We start from the raw sequence: 16442 nt of genomic DNA, 5'->3' as shown, positions 1-16442 counted from the left end.
CAGGGCATTTCTTCTCCCTATATCAGTCCCACAAGCAAACCAACAATAAACGTTGTCGGCCCCATCGTCAGGAACAATTGCGGAATGCTCAGGCCCATTGTGATTAACACGCTCGCACCCACTGCGGCCAGTGCCATGAACACAGAGTCCGAGATGTTCGAGCAGGCTATGACACCTGACACCTTGTCGCCCGCTTCAGTCTGCATTACGGCGTATAACGGCACAATGTACAGCCCCCCGCAGAAAGCTATCACGAACAAGCACGCGGTAATCATGAAATTCTCCGGGCGCGTGAAGAACGTCCATGCGTCAATTATCGGAGTCCCTTCAGGCACAGGAGGACGGCTGCTGACGTACCACAATAAAACGCTCGCTATTGCTATTCCGTAGGCGGCGGCAGGAACATATTTTGACGTAACTTTGCCTTTCAGCAGTGAGTCGCAGAACATCGAGCCGACTCCGATTCCGCACGAGAATATAGCAAGGAATGACGTTGCAACGCTCTCATCAGCTCCCAGAATCGTCCGGGCGTATGTCGGGAACTGCGCCAGGAACACAGAGCCTACAAGCCAGAACCACGAAATAGCCAGCATTGAGCCGAAAACTTTCCTCATCGGGTAAACGTCAGCAAACATTTCCGCAGTCCTCTTCACGATTCTGAATGACACAACGCGCGACGGGTCAATAGGTTTCGTGGGAGGAATGAACATCGAGAACAGCCAGCCCAGTGCCGCAATTGTTACAGCGAGTCCGCCGACCCAGTATATTCCATTCTCACGCAGAATCACCAGGCCGCCCGCGATTGTCCCGGAGAGAATCGCAAGGTACGTACCCATCTGAATCAGGCCGTTGCCCGCTATAAGCTCGTCTTCCCGCAGGTGCTGAGGAAGTATGCTGTATTTTGCCGGACTGAAGAATGCTGACTGCGCTCCCATCATGAACAGCACGAACATTAGCACCCAGACATTTCCCAGCCAGAACCCGAACAGCGCGCACGACATCACGACAATCTCAGCGAATTTCACCCAGCGCATTAAGTCCGAACGGTCGTACTTGTCCGCAAGGTCTGAGGCAGTCGGGGCAAACACGAAAAACGGCAGAATGAATATCCCGGCGGCGGCGTTGACGAGGATTCGAGGGTCAACCCCGGCAGCGTCCCCGATTCGGTACGTTATGAGCATCATTAACGCGCTCTTGAAGAAATTATCATTGAACGCCCCTAGAAACTGAGTCCAGAAAAGCGGCATAAACCTTCTCACAAATAACAGCTTAATCATCTACAGCTCCCTCTTCCATTTCGTTCCCTGCGGAGTGTCCTCAAGCACAATCCCCCGCGCTTTGAGCGAGTCGCGAATCTCATCAGAACGGGCAAAGTTTTTCGCTTTTCTTGCCTCTGTACGTTCCTGTATGAGCCTCTCAATTTCGGCGGACTCCGCGTCATGTTCCGTTTCTGCGTCATCACTGCCGATTACGCCGAGTACAGAGTCGTATTCATCGAGGGCATTTTTCGAGAGGGTGAAGAATTTTTCCGGGAGCGTCTCATTCTCCTTCAGGCTTGTGTTGATGAGATATACCACATCAAACAAGATTCCCATTGCGGCGGCGGTGTTGAAGTCGTCATTCATGGCCTCCGTGAATTTCGTGTGCAGGTCTGAAAGCTGGGACTCGAATCCGGCCATGTCGAAATCTGAGTCGCCGACTCGATTCTTTGCGGCGAAATCGAGATCGATCCGGCAATTTCTGAGACGTTCAACTCCTGCTGCTGACTGCTCTAATGACTCCGGCGTGAAGTTTATCGGACTCCTGTAATGTGCGCTCAACATGAAGAATCTTATCGCTAACGGAGGATATTTCTTGAGCGCGTCTCTTGCTGTAACGAAATTTCCGAGGGACTTTGCCATCTTCTCACTGTCAATCAGCAGAAAGCCGTTGTGAAGCCAGTAGTTGACGAAAGGTTTTCCCGACCCTGACGCGGCCTCGCTCTGTGCGGCTTCGTTCTCGTGGTGCGGGAACATCAGATCTACTCCGCCCGAATGAATGTCTATGTTGTCGCCGAGATATTTTGATGACATCGCGGAGCATTCTATGTGCCAGCCTGGGCGGCCATTGCCCCAGGGACTCGGCCAGGAAGGTTCGCCGGGCTTCTCTGCCTTCCACAGCGCGAAATCGAGGGGATCTTTTTTCTTTTCGCCCGGTTCGATTCTTGCGCCTGCTTCGAGGTCTTCAAGATTCTGCTTGCACAGTGAGCCGTATTTAGGCCAGCTCTTTATGTCGAAATATACATCACCGTTTGACTCGTATGCGTGTCCGTTGTCGATTATGCGCTGAATTGTCGCTATGATTTCGGGGATATGCTCAGTTGCGCGGGGGGCGACATCAGGCCGGCGGATTCCGAGTGCGTCCGCGTCTTTGTTGTACTCGGCTATGAATCTCTCGGCGAGTTGTGCGACTGTGATGCCCTCACGGTTAGCGCGGTGAATCATTTTGTCGTCAATGTCGGTGAAATTCTGCACGAACGTTACATCATAGCCCTCATGCTGTAGCCATCGCCTTAGCACGTCAAACACGATAAACGGCCGGGCGTTTCCTATGTGAAAGAAATCGTAGACCGTCGGCCCGCAGGAATAGAAGCTCACATGACCGGGCTTTATGGGAGTGAAGGCTTCTTTTTTTCGGGTGAGGTCGTTGAATAGTACGAGGCTCAAAATTTTCATATCCTTTCGGGATTAATTTCATGAATATTGTACACTCACGCCCAAAAAAATATCCCCCCGGCATAAATCCGAGGGGACAATATGAAATCCTCCGCGCTATTTCCGCCTCATCACAAACGGAATCACAGCAAGCAGAATCATTCCCGCATACAGCGAATCACAGCCGCTTGATGACGAGTTAGCGTTGTAGCCTGAGACAGAAGCCGCCGCAATCCCAGCAAGAGTCCCGCCCAAGTCTGACGAGGTAAATTCACGCGAGAATGTGCGCCTGTCAGCATATGATATTATCCGTATGCCCTCGTCCGTCATGGCCGCAAATGTTTCCATATGGCTGTTATCCCGCAGAAGCCTGAAATCCTGCCCCGATGATGTTATTGTCATTGGCGTGAACTCGGTCCGGGAAGCTGAATGCATGATTGTGTTCACATAATTGCTTCCGTCATAATACTGCGTGGAGAAAAAGAAATCCGAGCCGCTGTCCGGGCACATTGCTTTGACCGGATAATCTGTGCTTATTGTCAGGTAAAGTTTCTTGTCGCTTCTCATAGCGTCAATGCCTGATGAATGTCCGATAATTGGCCAGGCTGTAGAAGTCGTGAGCATTGCAGACGCTCCCGCGCTCAAGTCCGCGCTCATGAAAAGGTCTTTGTTCTTTTTCAGTTGGCCGTCAAAGCGTGCGTATTTCTGTTTTTCACCCGATGAGGCTATAACGTGTATCAGCGAATCTACTCTGAGGGCTTCTATCTCCGTGCTATACCCATCCCGGCTGACTATCTCCGCACAGTCGAAAGAGTTAAGCACCCTGAATGATGATGTGCTGACCTCATACAGCGTTGACCCTGCGCCTAGAAAAAGACTGTAGCCGTTATCAGCATATGCCGCGATTCCTGTGCCGTATACCCCGGCAATGTCCGCGCTTCTCGTAAAATTCTCCATGTTGCCGGGAGTGAATATATATGCCCTGTCGCCTGATGCCGCCGCGTTTCTGTCAATGAGCATAATATCTGTGGCTCTCCCGTTCCAGTATGACGCGAGGAAAGGAGATGACACATTCCCGGTGTACTGCAATGGCAGTGCTTCAATGTCGCTTGAGGCACTAATCTTTATGGCTCCAAGATGCCCGGCTGAAGTCATGTACACGAAATCGGCACTTGATATTCCGCAGAGCATAAGCAGAATCATTAATGACATTGTTATTTTGCGTATCATGAAACTATTTCCCCTTCTTTTTCTGTGCGTTCTCTTTCGTGCGCAGCTCCTTCACTGTAGCAAGAACTTTGTCGCGCAGCTTTGTGTTCCCGGCACTGTAACGCAGGAGTCCCTTCCCGGTGTCATTGCCGGATCTTTTCATTCCGTCAGCAAAAATTTCAGTCCCGAACATTATATTAGTTCTTGGGTCAAACATGTCATTTGCCCGCTTCACTTTCGGGAATCTCTGCTTTATGGCTTTCTCGTGGACTTTCCACCGAACCTGCATAAGCCCGTAATCGCCTCCCTTTGAGACGGCTTTGTTGTTGACGGTCGACTCATGGACGATTATTGCGGCTATGACGTAGGGATCCTGCCCGAATTTTCCGGCGGCCTCTATGACGTACTCGGCGTATTTTCCCGCGCTTGACGGCTCAAGCCTGGGATTTTTCTGCGTGAAAAGGGCGTAAATATTTCGGGCTTTCACGCCGGGGTCTTTCAGGGGCTGAGTCTTTGCGGGCTGGGACTGCGGAGCTTTGGCGGTATTTTTCTTCTTTGCTCTCGGAAAAACCGAGCATGACCCCGTGAGAAATACAAATATTAATGCCGCGGCTATAAATTTATACGTCTTCATTTTTTGGTAGTCCTCAGATTTTTGAGTCCAAGTTCGCCGACAATATCATTCCCCTTGCCGTAACGTTCAAGAGCTTCTCTCCAGTCTCCATTTTCGTCAGGCGAGTAATCCCCGACAGCCTTCCGCATGGCCACAAGAGCAACATACATATCTTTCACCGCGTCAAGATATTCCGTTCTCACAGACTGGTACGCCGTCTGAGCGTTTATCAGGTCAATCTGCGCTCCCATTCCCTCGGCGTACATCAATTCCGTGATTCTGAGTTCCTCTTCTGCGCGTTCTACCTGACGCTGTTTGTCATGCTCTGCGGCTGAGGCGTTCCGCCAGTTGTTCATGGCTACGGCTATGTCCCGGCGCGTTTGTTCTTTCAGTGCGCTTAGGCTTGACTCTGCGGCCTGAATTAGGCGGTCAGTGTTGAGGACTCTATACTTTGTGGCTTTTCCGTCAGTGATGGGAAAATTCATTGAGATGGACGCTCCTGCCTGATATTTATTCGGCGTGGCGTAAGACTCCGGGTCTGACCACGGTGTGAACTGGAACGCGAAATCAAGAGTCGGGGACATTCCTTTAGCGGTGAGCTTCTTCACGAGTCGGGCGCGTTCGAGATTGAGTCTTGCGGCTCTGACATCAGGGCGGTATTCTAATGCGTCCTCAAAATTAAGGGCTACATCAAATTCCGGCACCTTCAATTGTTCGTCGACAGGCTCAACGTCAAGCCCTCCTGCCATGAGCGACAATTCCGCGATGAGATTCAAGTATGTAGTCTCGGCGGTCTTCTCTAGTGTCTCAGCGGCTACTACCTGCGCTTCACTGCGAACGATGTCAAGTTTCGGGACAAGCTCCTGATTGTATTTCTCGACTGTAACGCGGTGATTCTCTGAACGCTGTAACAAAATTTCATGCTGTAGCTTCATGTTCTCGCGGGCAAGCACTGCACTCCACCATGTTTCCTCAGCCGCAGCTATGAGGGTGTTAATGTTGTTGTCGAAATTTGCGCGGGACACCTCGTAGCCCAGTATATTCTGCTGTTCGTCGAGCTTGTAGCTTCCGCTGATGTCGATTCGCTGAGTGAGACGGAGTCCGATGTTCCCGGCAAAAACATTCTCCTGCGAGGCGTTCCCGGATGTCTGCTTTGTCGTGTATGCCCCTGTGAATGTCCCTGATGTTGTCGGACGCTGGTACGCCACTGACGCAAGCACGGAATAATAACTTGCCTCGATATTCTTCATGCCCGCCCTTAATGTGTGGTTGTTGAGGAGAATTTCGCGCAGGTACTGAGGCAGAGTCATAGAGACTGACGCGGAACAAGGATGAGGAATCATAAGCATGACTCCCAGAATCAGCGCGCCGATAAATTTTTGATTACGATGGATTCGCACGATGAGTTTCACACCTTCTGAATGATGAAATATTTTGCTAATTATTATGACACATTGAGGATTGAGCGTAAATGCGGGTTATCTCAGAATCGCCCATGCTAGAATATCAGAAAACTTCAGGAGAAATACCTAAATAGGCAAATAGAGTGAAACGGTGAGGAAAAATGTTCTGAAAGGCACGCTTGACAAAAGAATTAGGGAGGGTTAATCTGCTGCGTAATGTCAGGTGCTGGACAGGCATCACAAAATCCACAGAAATGTGGCTACCTTCGGCTAGGGGGGAAGTCAAAGCCTCTGGACTGCCGTACAAACTCTAGTAGCAGGAAACATCGCGAACGAGGGCAGGAAATGCCGTAACAATTACGGAAAGAATGAGGAAAACTCGAAAGAGTGTACACAGCATATCATTACACTTTTTACGTAGCAGACAATTATACATGGAACATTTCGACACTCTCATAATCGGCGGAGGCCCCGCGGGATTAATGGCGGCTATACGTTCGTCATCACTCGGACAAATAGCCGCAATCCTCGAAAAAAATCACTCACTCGGAAATAAATTGCTTCTGTCGGGAAAAGGACGCTGCAATTTCACAAACGCAGAGTCAGACATGGACATATTCATATCACATTACGGGGAAAACGGTAAATTTCTGCACTCAGCCTTCAGCAAGTTCGGCCCTCTTAGGACACGCGAATATTTCAGCCACATAGGAGTGAAATTTGTCGAGGAGCGCGGAAAAAGAATCTTCCCGAAAGAAGGAGGAAGCCAGCGCGTATTAGACTCCCTCCTCATGCAGTGCCGGAAAAACGGAGTCAAAATAATGCGCTCTACTCCCGTTAAAGCCCTCAAGATTCGCTCCGGCCATGTTGATTTTGTCATCACGGAAAACAGCGAGTACACCGCAGACAAATACATCATCGCCACCGGGGGAAAGTCGTACCCTAAAACAGGGTCAACAGGAGACGGATACACTTTCGCACAGCAGGCAGGCCACACAATCACGCCGCTTTACCCCGCGTTGGTCCCAGTCCGAACCCGCGAGACATGGCCGAAACTCGCAAGCGGGTGCGATCTGCGGAATGTCCGACTCACAGTCATTGCTGACGGGAAAAATGTCGCCGAAAGATTCGGGGAGATGGAGTTCACGAATTTCGGGGTCAGCGGGCCAATCGTAATGGACATTAGCCGATTCATTCCCGACTGGCAGAAACGCACAGACGGAACAGACACGGAGCTTCAATTCTCCCTCGACATGAAACCGACATTAACGCCCGAAATTTTGACGGCGAGAATCAGACGGGACATCGCGAAACATTCCGGGCACGGGAAATTCTACGGGCTTGTTCGGTCATTAGTCCCCGCGAAAATGGTATCACTGTTTCTTGAGCTGTCAGACGTTCCCGCCGAGAAGCCTACGGACTACATGAGCGAGGAAGAAATTTTTGACACAGTAACATTGCTGAAGGACATACGCATGAACGTCAACGGCCTGTGGGGATTCGGGAACGCCGTAACGACTCGCGGAGGAGTCAGCCTGAAGGAGATTGACCCGTCAACAATGAAATCAAAGCTGTGTGATAATTTATACTTTGCCGGAGAAGTGTTAGACCTCAACGGGCCTTCCGGGGGATTCAATCTTCAAGTTTGCTGGAGTACGGGCTACGTAGCGGGAAGCATTAACGCGCAGAAAGAGGAAGGGGAATAAATCATGCGGAAAATTATTGTTGCGGTTATCGCTGTCATTTTCGTCTCTTCACCATCACATGCGGAATATGACCCTCAGCACACAATGCTTGCGCTGAACATGGCTATCGTATCGGTCAACAGGATACTCACAACGCAGGACAGGACGGTTCTTGATTGGGAGTACGAGAACATCATCAACCGACTCGCAATCGGAAACATTGAGGGCGACCCGGAGATTCGGAGTCTGTTCGATGAGCTTTTATCGTTCATCAGCGGAAAGCGTCTCAGGCAGGAAGACTTGAAACGCCTCAAAGAGAGTCAAAAGCACCGCGAGCAGGAAGCATATTACCGCTCAATGTCAAAAGGCTTCGAGAATGTTCGTGCGCCGGAAAATGATTCGTTGTGGGGCTGGGTAGCAAGTATGATTGTGTCTGCTGCGTCATCTGTCGGCACTGGCTACTATGACTATCAAGCCTCAAAGGAGCAGATTCACCGCGAAATTTCGTCAGAGTCGTGGAAGCTCACACGTCAGGAGCTTGAAGACTGCAACCGCCTCCAGTCAACCCTCCTCAATTTGTCGTGGGGACTCATCAGCAAGTATCACCTCCCGAATGAATACCGCCTCACGCAGGAAAATATACGTGAGTTTCTCGCGGCAATGGAGGCACAAGACCCCGCAAAACGTTTAGGCCGTCTGACCTTCATTGAGCGAAAATTCAAGGTGTATCCGCCGTATTGGTTTTTCCGTGCTGACTCGGCCATGAGGGCGGGAAACTCTCAGGAATGCCGGAAGTGTTTCGACAGGTTCAATGAAGTTTGGCGGCCAGTGCTGAATTATGACCCGTACAAACTTGAGGCCGTGAAGTACAGAATACGTGAGCTTGCGGAAAAGGGAGTGCCTTAAGGTGATAAGGTGAATGAGCTTAGGGGGTTTGTTGAAACGCTGAGGGATTATACGGCTCCGGGAGATTGGCAGAGTAATCTCTTTGCGGGGATAGTGTATTTCGCGCTGGGCGATAAGGACGAGGCTGTGAACTGCGTGGAATATGGGAACATTGAGCCGGGATATGAGCGGGAAATCAGCGGGGTAATTCTCACACAGATGAAGCAGGGTAATATTGATGTTGCGAATCTTCAGGGAAAATTGAGAATGCTGTTTGAGGATATAAATTCGCTACCATTTGATGAAGTGAAGAAACTTGCTGAAATGGGCAGAGCTGTCGCACAAAACAATCTGGGGGCGATGTACTACGTGAAGCAGGATTACGCGGAGGCCTTGAAATGGTATCGCAAAGCCGCTGAACAGGGGAATGCTTCGGCGCAATACTATCTGGGGTATATGTACGAAAACGGCAACGGTGTACCGAAAAATCTTCATGAAGCCCGCAAATGGTATCAGAAAGCAGCAGAGCAAGAAAACGAATACATAGCAAACTCCGCAAAAGAAGCCCTCAAACGCATAAAGTAACCTACACAAAACGGAGCGTGAATAAAATTGTTACTCGTAATCGACACAGGAAACACAACGACAGCCGCGGGGATTTATGACGGCGAAAATCTCACAGCGCACTGGCGACTCTCATCGACTTTACGCACTCATGATGAGTTAGGCGTGTACCTTCTGAATCTCATCAGCACAAAGGGCCTCAAGCCTTCCGACATTCACGGCGCGGCATTCGCGAGCGTAGTACCGTCTCTCGACATACCGATAATCGAGGCCATCAAGAAATATTTTGCGGTTGTTCCTCTTCAGGTGAACGGGATGACAGACACGGGCATGAATATTTTGTGCTGTAATCCCCGCGAGGTAGGAGCAGACAGAATCGTGAACGCAGTCGCAGGCCGCGAGAAATACGGACAGCCGTTAATTGTTGCTGACTATGGCACCGCGATAACGTTCGATGTTGTTTCACCCTCCGGCGAATACATGGGAGGAGCGATCGCCCCCGGCCTAAATTCGGGAATCTCCGCGCTATTCTCGAAGGCCGCAAAACTCCCGCAGGTAGCACTGAACATCCCCGAAAGCGTCATAGGGCGTTCAACGGAAGAGGCTATACAGTCGGGGATTCTTTTCGGGAACGCCGGACTCACTGACAGAATCATAGACATGATTCACGATGAGCCGGGCATGAAGGGCGCAAAGGTTGTGGCGACTGGCGGCCATGCTGGATTTATGTCGAGGCTCTCGCGGCGTATTGATATTGTCGACAAGTGGCTGACTCTTGAGGGCTTGAAGATGATATTTGAGCGGGTGAACGGTTAATTGAGGATTGGCGGACTCGATTTAGCGGGGAAATTGTTTCTTGCACCTCTTGCGGGCGTAACGACTCTTCCTGTGCGTGAATTTTTCGCTTCTCACGGAGCTTCCCTGACTCACACGGAGATGATTTCATGCGCGGGATTAGTCCGGGACAACGCAAAAACTTTCGACATGTTAGCGTCCTCAGAACGTGAAGGGCCGTTAGTCGTTCAGTTATTCGCGAATGACGCGGGAGTCCTCGTTTCCGGCGGTGAAGCCGTCATGAAACACTGCGCTAAATTCTCGGCGTTCGGAATCAACATGGCCTGCCCTATGCCGAAGATCACAAAGAACGGCTGCGGCTCTGCGATTCTCAAAAAGCCCGGACTCGCCGCGGATATGGTGAAAGGATTGAAGACTCTCGGCCTTCCTGTGTGGGTGAAAATGAGACGGCTTGATGATGACGATGATACATTGCGTTTTGCTGACGTGATAATTTCTGCGGGGGCTGATAATGTCTGCATACATGGCCGTACACCTTCACAGCGTTACGAGGGTATTGCGGACAGGAGTATAATCTCTCAATCTTGCGCCGAATTTCCCGGAATGATAAGCGCAAGCGGTGATGTTCGGTCAGTGAATGACATTGAGGAATATTTATCGATGGGCTGTGCCGGGGTAATGATAGCGCGGGGGGCGTTCGGAAATCCGTTTATGTTTGAGGAATGGAGCGGGCAATTCAGGACTCGTGATGAAAAAATTTCGGAGCTGTTAAAATTCGCACGTGATATGTACGAAATTTCAGGTGAACACAAAGCGGTTGTACTCATGAAACGATTTGCCGGGAGCATTCTGCGGAATGAGCGAGGCTCGGCGGAACTGAGACAGAAAGCTATGACATCAGCAACACTTGACGAGATAACAAGCATATTGCAGAAAGGAATTGTAACGGAATGAGAGAACACTATGAATTTCAGACTGAGGGAGTCTGCGCGAAACTGATAACGTTTGACATTGAGGACGGGAGAATCTACAGCCTTAACTTTCTCGGAGGGTGCAATGGAAATTTGAAGGCCATCGCCAAACTCGTTGAGGGTTCAGACGCGGCACTTACAGCGGAAATCCTCCGGGGGAACACATGCGGGCATCGTATGACATCATGCGCCGACCAGTTAGCCCAAGCCATCGAGCAGGCAATCGGTCTCAGCGAACACAGGATAGCCTCATGAAGATAGATACCCGCTACACAAGCATATGGGACAATCTCCCACCGAAATATGAAGGCCGAATCCCTGAGACGCAAGAGGAGGCAGAAGAGTTTTACGAGGCAGCAGAGGCAAGCAGGCATGACGCATTAATGAAGACGATAGACGCGCACAACGAGTCCATGAGACAGGCGGCGGAGCTGAGGAAGAAAGCCCGTCAGAAGAAGGAAATAGAACAGCATACGATAGAGCGCAGAGAACAGCAGAGAGAAATATTTGAAGCAGAAGCGGTGAAGGCGGGAGAAAGGCGGAGGAAACGTGCTATAATCATAGCATGAGGACAATAAAATTCATGACGTTGAAGCGTATATGACGCGAAAGAAAAATCCGGCCGGGGTGTCGGTGCGGTCATAACGCAGAAAATATTGTGAGCAATACAGGCTTGGGAGAACGAAAATTTTTCCTGAGCCTGTTTTTATTGTCTTAATTTTTCAATCATCAAAAATATATTCACAGGGAGGTTATTTTCATTATGGATGAGCTGTTAAGAATCGTATCAGACGCTAACGGCTTTCTCTGGGGTACAAGTTTCCTCATTCCGTTATTGTGCGGAACGGGCTTGTATTTCACGCTCCGGCTTGGTTTCGTCCAGATCACAAAATTCGGGACAGCCTGCCGGAAATTGTTCGGCAACTTCTCATTCTTCGGAGAGGCTGCCGGGTCGCACGGGATGACATCATTCCAGGCACTTGCGACGGCAATCGCGGCTCAGGTGGGAACGGGCAATCTTGCCGGGGCTATGACTGCTCTTGTGTCGGGCGGACCGGGCGCAATCTTCTGGATGTGGGTTGCGGCTTTTTTCGGAATGGCCACGAATTTCGCTGAAGCCTGCCTCGCTCAGTTGTACAGGGAAAGAGACGAGACAGGGCAAATTGTCGGCGGGCCTGCGTATTACATTTCGCGGGGATTGGGCAATAATCCTTTCGCGAAATTCCTCGCGGGCTTTTTCGCCGTCTCTATAATATTAGCACTCGGCTTCATGGGCAATATGGTGCAGGCTAATTCAATAAGTGATGCTTTCAATGGCGCATTCGGTATTGACACAAAGATTATCGGGGGAGTCCTTGCAGTCGTTGCGGGATTGATATTCATCGGAGGGGTCAAGCGCATAGCCTCAGTAACAGAAAAACTTGTGCCGCTGATGGCCATTCTGTATGTTGCTGTGGGACTCGCGTTAATCGTCATCAACTTCCATCATCTCCCGGCGGTATTCGGTGAAATATTCTCGTGTGCATTCGCTCCCAAAGCTGTCTGGGGAGGCATGGCCGGAGTCGCAGTCTCACAGGCGGCGCGCTACGGAATCGCACGGGGACTCTTCTCGAACGAGGCCGGAATGGGATCGACTCCTCACGCTCACGCGGTCGCGAATGTCTCTCATCCCGTTGAACAGGGCGTACTCGGAATCATCGCGGTGTTCATTGATACGTTTGTCGTTCTGAACATCACAGTGTTTGCGGTAATGAGTTCGGGAGTCCTCGACAAGAATTTTGTTGAAGGCGGCGCGAATCTCCGGGGAATATCGCTAGTGCAGGCGGCATTCTCTGAACACTTCCTCGGCTCATACGGATATTCATTCATTGCGGTGTGCTTATTGTTCTTTGCGTTCTCGACTGTCATAGGCTGGTACTATTTCGGCGAGACGAATATACGCTATCTTTTCGGGGCCAAAGCGTTATTGCCGTATCAGCTTCTTGTGATGGCGTTCATATTCGTGGGAAGCGTCCTGAAAATCGATCTCGTCTGGGAGCTTTCTGACTTCTTCAACGGAATAATGGTAATCCCGAACCTTATCGCAATATTATTCCTAAGCAACAAGGTAGCCAGACTCCTGCGAGAATACAACGAGGGGAAATCCTACAGTCAGCAGGAATTTCTGAAGGGCTAGAAGATTTTGTGCTGTCTCAAAATTTTACGGGGGCAGCACTTTTCCTTCTGTCGTTCGTAACAACAAGCGGTATATTTCGCATAGCAGTAAATTGTTACATCGGGTATAATTCCCTTGTAACCCTGAACGAAGAATACACGAGAGAGCCATAACAGGCCGCCGAAGGTGCAAGCAGTCAAACGCGAAACTCTCAGGCAGAAAAAATGTATTCGGACAGGACTTCTGAAGCCGCTTGCTTATGGCAACAGATGAAGAAAGTTCGAGGAGGGTTAGAGATGTTAAGACTTATCACAAACAATGCAGGACTTCACGACAGCGCGAAATCATCAGAATACGTTGACGGATCATCGCTTGATGTTCTGATTCATGTTCGCGGGCTTGTGCATTCAGGAAGCATAATCTTAACCCATCCCCTTTGCGGCAATCTCAGACCCAATCACCAGCCGTATAGATCCGTAATCGTTGATGTGATTCCGGGTGCTGTAGATTTGGACTCCCTTTCAGTTATTGAGTCAGCAGTGAACGTATACCAGTCAGCAGAAATTATCACGCCGAAAAGTTTGGACGCATTAACGCGGGCTGATTACGCATATATTGACGCGGAACTGATGAGGGAGAGTCTTGGGCGTTACGGGTTAATCAGAGATGAGAGACTCTGCGATGCCCCGTCATTAAGAGTGAAGGAGGTATAAATCATGAAACTTGAGCTGCACAGGCTGAAAGTGAACGGCCTGAAGTTAGGAGAGAAAACCGGCTTTGAGAATGGAATACTGACCGTGAACAAGGCCGAAATTCTCGCGCTCATATCGGAAGACCCGCTTTTAGGGAAAAATATTGATGTCGATATTGCGATGCCCGGCGAGTCAACAAGAATAATGCCCGTGAAGGACGTAATCGAACCGCGATGGAAAATTTCGGGAAAAGGTCAGGTGTTCCCCGGAATGATCAGCGATGTTGAGACGGTCGGCGAGGGTCAAACGTTAGTGTTATCCGGGTGCGCTGTTCTCACAACGGGGAAGCTCGTACGCTTTCAGGAAGGAATAATAGACATGTCCGGGCCGGGAGCGGATTACACGCCGTACTCGAAAACCTGCAACGTTGTACTTGTTCTTGAGCCTTCAGACCCGAATATGGACAAGCACGACTACGAGAAGGCTTGCCGTTTGGCCGGACTCAAGACAGCCGCATATCTCGCAAAAGCCTGCGCCGGGTGCAAAGCTGACTCGGTTGAAGTCTACGAGCGTCCCACAATCCGCGAGGCAATGAATGAATTTCCCGGACTCCCGAAAGTCGGATACATCTACATGCTTCAGACACAGGGATTACTGCATGACACGTATCTTTACGGCGTTGATGTTAAGCGCATACTTCCGACAATCATCTCACCGCTTGAGGTAATGGACGGCGCAATAGTTTCGGGGAACTGCGTATCAGCCTGCGACAAGAACAGCACGTATTCACACCTGAACAACCCCGTAATAGCTGACATGCTCAAGAGGCACGGAAAAGATTTCAACTTTGTGGCAGTCATCGTAACAAACGAGAACGTAACACTTGCCGACAAGCGCAGAAGCTCATCATACGCCGCGAAATTGGCCGCTATGTTAGGGCTTGACGGTGTTGTGATTACGGAGGAGGGATTCGGGAATCCTGACGCGGATCTCATCATGAACTGCCGGAAATGTGAGCAGCTCGGAATCAAGACAGCGTTACTCACGGACGAATACGCCGGGCAGGACGGCGCGAGTCAGTCTTTGGCCGACTCATGTCCCGAAGGCAACGCATGTGTTACGGCCGGAAACGCGAACGAGGTTATACACCTTCCGGCCATGTCGAAAGTCATCGGCTATGCTGAAGAAGCAAACGTTATCGCGGGAGGCTGGCAGGGTTCGCTTGCTGAGGACGGCTCAATCACCGTAGAGCTTCAGGCCATCACGGGCGCAACAAGTGAGCTTGGCTATACGAAACTCGGAGCATACACGCTTTAAGGAGGTGGGAAAAATGGCATACAGAATAGTACACTACATCAATCAGTTTTACGCGGGCATAGGCGGAGAAGAGAAAGCAGACTATCAGCCCGAAATACGCGCGGGAATCGTCGGGCCGGGTATGGCTCTCAATGCGGCGTTCAAAGGCGAGGCCGAAATAGTAGCTACCGTGATTTGCGGAGACTCGTATTTCGCCAGCAACATGGACGAGGCAAGCGCAAAAATTCTCGGCATGATGAAAGAATACAAGCCTGACGCATTCATTGCCGGGCCTGCGTTCAATGCCGGGCGTTACGGTACTGCGTGCGGTGCAATGTGCGAGGCAGTAGCAAAGGCATTCTCAATCCCCGTAATATCAGGAATGTACCCGGAGAACCCCGGCGCGGAAATGTACAAGAAATCCGCGTGGATAATCGAGACCCCGGACTCAGCCGCAGGAATGCGTAAGGCCGTCCCCGCGATGGCAAAACTTGCGCTGAAACTCCTCAAAGGCGAGGCAATCGGCAAACCGTCAGAGGAAGGATATATTGAGCGGGGTATCCGCAAAAATATGTTCTACGGGAAATTAGCGGCGGAAAGATGCGTTGATATGTTCGCGGCAAAGATTAAGGGTGAACCTTTCGAGACTGAGTACAAAATGCCCGTTTTTGACCGCGTAGACCCTCAGCCCGCAGTGAAGGACATGAAACACGCAGTAATCGCCCTCGTTACGTCCGGCGGAATCTGTCCCAAAGGCAACCCGGATCACATTGAAGCCTCAAGCGCGAGCAAGTTCGGAGAATATGACATCACCGGCGTAAATGACCTCACGAGCGAGAAATATTGCACGGCTCACGGAGGGTATGACGCTACATATGCTGACCAGGACGCGGACAGGGTGCTTCCTGTTGACGTATTGAGAGACCTCGAAAGAGAGGGCGCAATCGGCAAACTTCACAACAAGTTCTATACCACTGTCGGAAATGGTACGGCTGTCGCAAACGCAAAGAAATTCGGCGCGGAAATCGCAAACAGGCTCGTAGCTGACGGAGTTACGGCGGTCATTCTCACGTCAACCTGAGGAACCTGCACACGTTGCGGGGCAACGATGGTAAAAGAAATTGAGCGCAAACTCCCGGTAGTCCATATGTGCACGATAGTCCCGATCTCGCAGACAGTCGGCGCAAACAGAATCGTCCCGACAATCGCAATACCTCACCCGTTAGGAGACCCGACAAGAACGCCTGAAGAGGAGAAAACTTTACGGCGCGGACTCGTTGAGCGGGCTTTGAAGGCATTGCAGACGGAAATCACAGAGCAGACAGTTTTCACAGAGTAGCAAAAAATTATCCCCTCGGCAAAAAGTCGGGGGGATTTCTGTCTTTCCGAGATTCTTAGCCGCCGCGCATGTTGTTCCCGAACCCATGAAAGGATCTAACACGACACCTCGTAAAAATTTCTGCCCTCTGAATCTCTGATTG

Annotated in this window: 17 protein-coding genes and 1 riboswitch; of the genes, 11 read left to right on the top strand and 6 right to left on the bottom strand. The window is 50.5% G+C overall.

The features are described from left to right. Positions 1-17: 17 nt before the first annotated feature. From IKQ95_09390 to IKQ95_09370, 5 genes are all read right to left on the bottom strand, one after another. Positions 18-1277 carry an MFS transporter gene (locus IKQ95_09390; protein MBR4196909.1) on the bottom strand — a complete coding sequence of 420 codons (1260 nt, stop codon included), beginning with the start codon at positions 1275-1277 and terminating at the stop codon, positions 18-20. Then, entirely contained in the window at positions 1278-2705 is a 1428-nt protein-coding gene (gene cysS, locus IKQ95_09385) for a cysteine--tRNA ligase (protein ID MBR4196908.1), read from the bottom strand. A 105-nt stretch (positions 2706-2810) separates the two neighbouring features. Continuing rightward, positions 2811-3923, bottom strand: a complete 1113-nt coding sequence (locus IKQ95_09380; protein ID MBR4196907.1) for a hypothetical protein — start codon at positions 3921-3923, stop codon at positions 2811-2813. A 4-nt stretch (positions 3924-3927) separates the two neighbouring features. Then, a complete protein-coding gene (locus tag IKQ95_09375; GenBank protein MBR4196906.1) occupies positions 3928-4536 on the bottom strand; it encodes a transglycosylase SLT domain-containing protein in 609 nt (202 codons plus the stop codon). Next, positions 4533-5927: a TolC family protein gene (locus tag IKQ95_09370; protein ID MBR4196905.1), complete on the bottom strand. Its 1395-nt coding sequence runs from the start codon at positions 5925-5927 to the stop codon at positions 4533-4535. Before IKQ95_09370 ends, IKQ95_09375 begins: the two co-directional genes overlap by 4 nt. Positions 5928-6352: 425 nt before the next feature. Between IKQ95_09370 and IKQ95_09365 the strand changes: the two genes are divergently transcribed. The 11 genes from IKQ95_09365 (at position 6353) to grdB (ending at position 16300) form a co-directional block, all read left to right on the top strand. Next, positions 6353-7624, top strand: coding sequence for an NAD(P)/FAD-dependent oxidoreductase (locus IKQ95_09365; protein ID MBR4196904.1), 1272 nt, complete (start codon positions 6353-6355; stop codon positions 7622-7624). A 3-nt stretch (positions 7625-7627) separates the two neighbouring features. Continuing rightward, positions 7628-8509, top strand: a complete 882-nt coding sequence (locus tag IKQ95_09360) for a hypothetical protein (GenBank protein ID MBR4196903.1) — start codon at positions 7628-7630, stop codon at positions 8507-8509. A gap of 198 nt (positions 8510-8707) precedes the next feature. Further along, on the top strand, positions 8708-9073 hold the full coding sequence (locus IKQ95_09355; protein MBR4196902.1) for a sel1 repeat family protein: 366 nt from the start codon (positions 8708-8710) through the stop codon (positions 9071-9073). Between the two features lie 27 nt (positions 9074-9100). After that, positions 9101-9868: a type III pantothenate kinase gene (locus IKQ95_09350; GenBank protein ID MBR4196901.1), complete on the top strand. Its 768-nt coding sequence runs from the start codon at positions 9101-9103 to the stop codon at positions 9866-9868. After that, a complete protein-coding gene (locus IKQ95_09345; protein ID MBR4196900.1) occupies positions 9869-10801 on the top strand; it encodes a tRNA-dihydrouridine synthase family protein in 933 nt (310 codons plus the stop codon). Continuing rightward, positions 10798-11073: a TIGR03905 family TSCPD domain-containing protein gene (locus IKQ95_09340; GenBank protein MBR4196899.1), complete on the top strand. Its 276-nt coding sequence runs from the start codon at positions 10798-10800 to the stop codon at positions 11071-11073. The genes IKQ95_09345 and IKQ95_09340 overlap by 4 nt, the downstream gene beginning before the upstream one ends. Then, positions 11070-11387, top strand: coding sequence for a hypothetical protein (locus IKQ95_09335; GenBank protein MBR4196898.1), 318 nt, complete (start codon positions 11070-11072; stop codon positions 11385-11387). Before IKQ95_09340 ends, IKQ95_09335 begins: the two co-directional genes overlap by 4 nt. A gap of 194 nt (positions 11388-11581) precedes the next feature. Continuing rightward, positions 11582-12994, top strand: coding sequence for a sodium:alanine symporter family protein (locus IKQ95_09330; protein ID MBR4196897.1), 1413 nt, complete (start codon positions 11582-11584; stop codon positions 12992-12994). 126 nt (positions 12995-13120) lie between these two features. Continuing rightward, positions 13121-13210: riboswitch (glycine riboswitch) on the top strand. 59 nt (positions 13211-13269) lie between these two features. Further along, positions 13270-13686: a GrdX family protein gene (locus tag IKQ95_09325; GenBank protein ID MBR4196896.1), complete on the top strand. Its 417-nt coding sequence runs from the start codon at positions 13270-13272 to the stop codon at positions 13684-13686. A gap of 3 nt (positions 13687-13689) precedes the next feature. After that, positions 13690-14982 (top strand): glycine/sarcosine/betaine reductase component B subunit, encoded by a 1293-nt coding sequence (locus tag IKQ95_09320; protein ID MBR4196895.1) that lies wholly within the window; start codon positions 13690-13692, stop codon positions 14980-14982. Between the two features lie 13 nt (positions 14983-14995). After that, positions 14996-16300: a glycine reductase complex selenoprotein B gene (grdB, locus tag IKQ95_09315; protein ID MBR4196894.1), complete on the top strand. Its 1305-nt coding sequence runs from the start codon at positions 14996-14998 to the stop codon at positions 16298-16300. Here the strand turns inward: grdB and IKQ95_09310 are convergent. After that, entirely contained in the window at positions 16223-16402 is a 180-nt protein-coding gene (locus IKQ95_09310; protein MBR4196893.1) for a hypothetical protein, read from the bottom strand. The two genes, grdB and IKQ95_09310, sit on opposite strands and share 78 nt — an antisense overlap. Positions 16403-16442 lie beyond the last annotated feature (40 nt).

The sequence above is a fragment of the Synergistaceae bacterium genome (assembly GCA_017540085.1).
Taxonomy (GTDB): Bacteria; Synergistota; Synergistia; order Synergistales; family Aminobacteriaceae; genus JAFUXM01.
The sequence above is the reverse complement of the archived record's forward strand: the minus strand, read 5'-3'. Positions and strand labels throughout refer to the sequence as shown.

Bases quoted from the DNA above. Each gene is read 5' to 3' on its own strand.
- IKQ95_09335 (MBR4196898.1), top strand. From the start codon at position 11,070: ATGAAGATAGATACCCGCTACACAAGCATATGGGACAATCTCCCACCG.
- IKQ95_09340 (MBR4196899.1), top strand. From the start codon at position 10,798: ATGAGAGAACACTATGAATTTCAGACTGAGGGAGTCTGCGCGAAACTG.
- IKQ95_09375 (MBR4196906.1), bottom strand. From the start codon at position 4,536: ATGAAGACGTATAAATTTATAGCCGCGGCATTAATATTTGTATTTCTC.
- IKQ95_09360 (MBR4196903.1), top strand. From the start codon at position 7,628: ATGCGGAAAATTATTGTTGCGGTTATCGCTGTCATTTTCGTCTCTTCA.
- IKQ95_09380 (MBR4196907.1), bottom strand. From the start codon at position 3,923: ATGATACGCAAAATAACAATGTCATTAATGATTCTGCTTATGCTCTGC.
- IKQ95_09390 (MBR4196909.1), bottom strand. From the start codon at position 1,277: ATGATTAAGCTGTTATTTGTGAGAAGGTTTATGCCGCTTTTCTGGACT.
- IKQ95_09325 (MBR4196896.1), top strand. From the start codon at position 13,270: ATGTTAAGACTTATCACAAACAATGCAGGACTTCACGACAGCGCGAAA.
- IKQ95_09355 (MBR4196902.1), top strand. From the start codon at position 8,708: ATGAAGCAGGGTAATATTGATGTTGCGAATCTTCAGGGAAAATTGAGA.
- IKQ95_09365 (MBR4196904.1), top strand. From the start codon at position 6,353: ATGGAACATTTCGACACTCTCATAATCGGCGGAGGCCCCGCGGGATTA.
- IKQ95_09320 (MBR4196895.1), top strand. From the start codon at position 13,690: ATGAAACTTGAGCTGCACAGGCTGAAAGTGAACGGCCTGAAGTTAGGA.
- IKQ95_09330 (MBR4196897.1), top strand. From the start codon at position 11,582: ATGGATGAGCTGTTAAGAATCGTATCAGACGCTAACGGCTTTCTCTGG.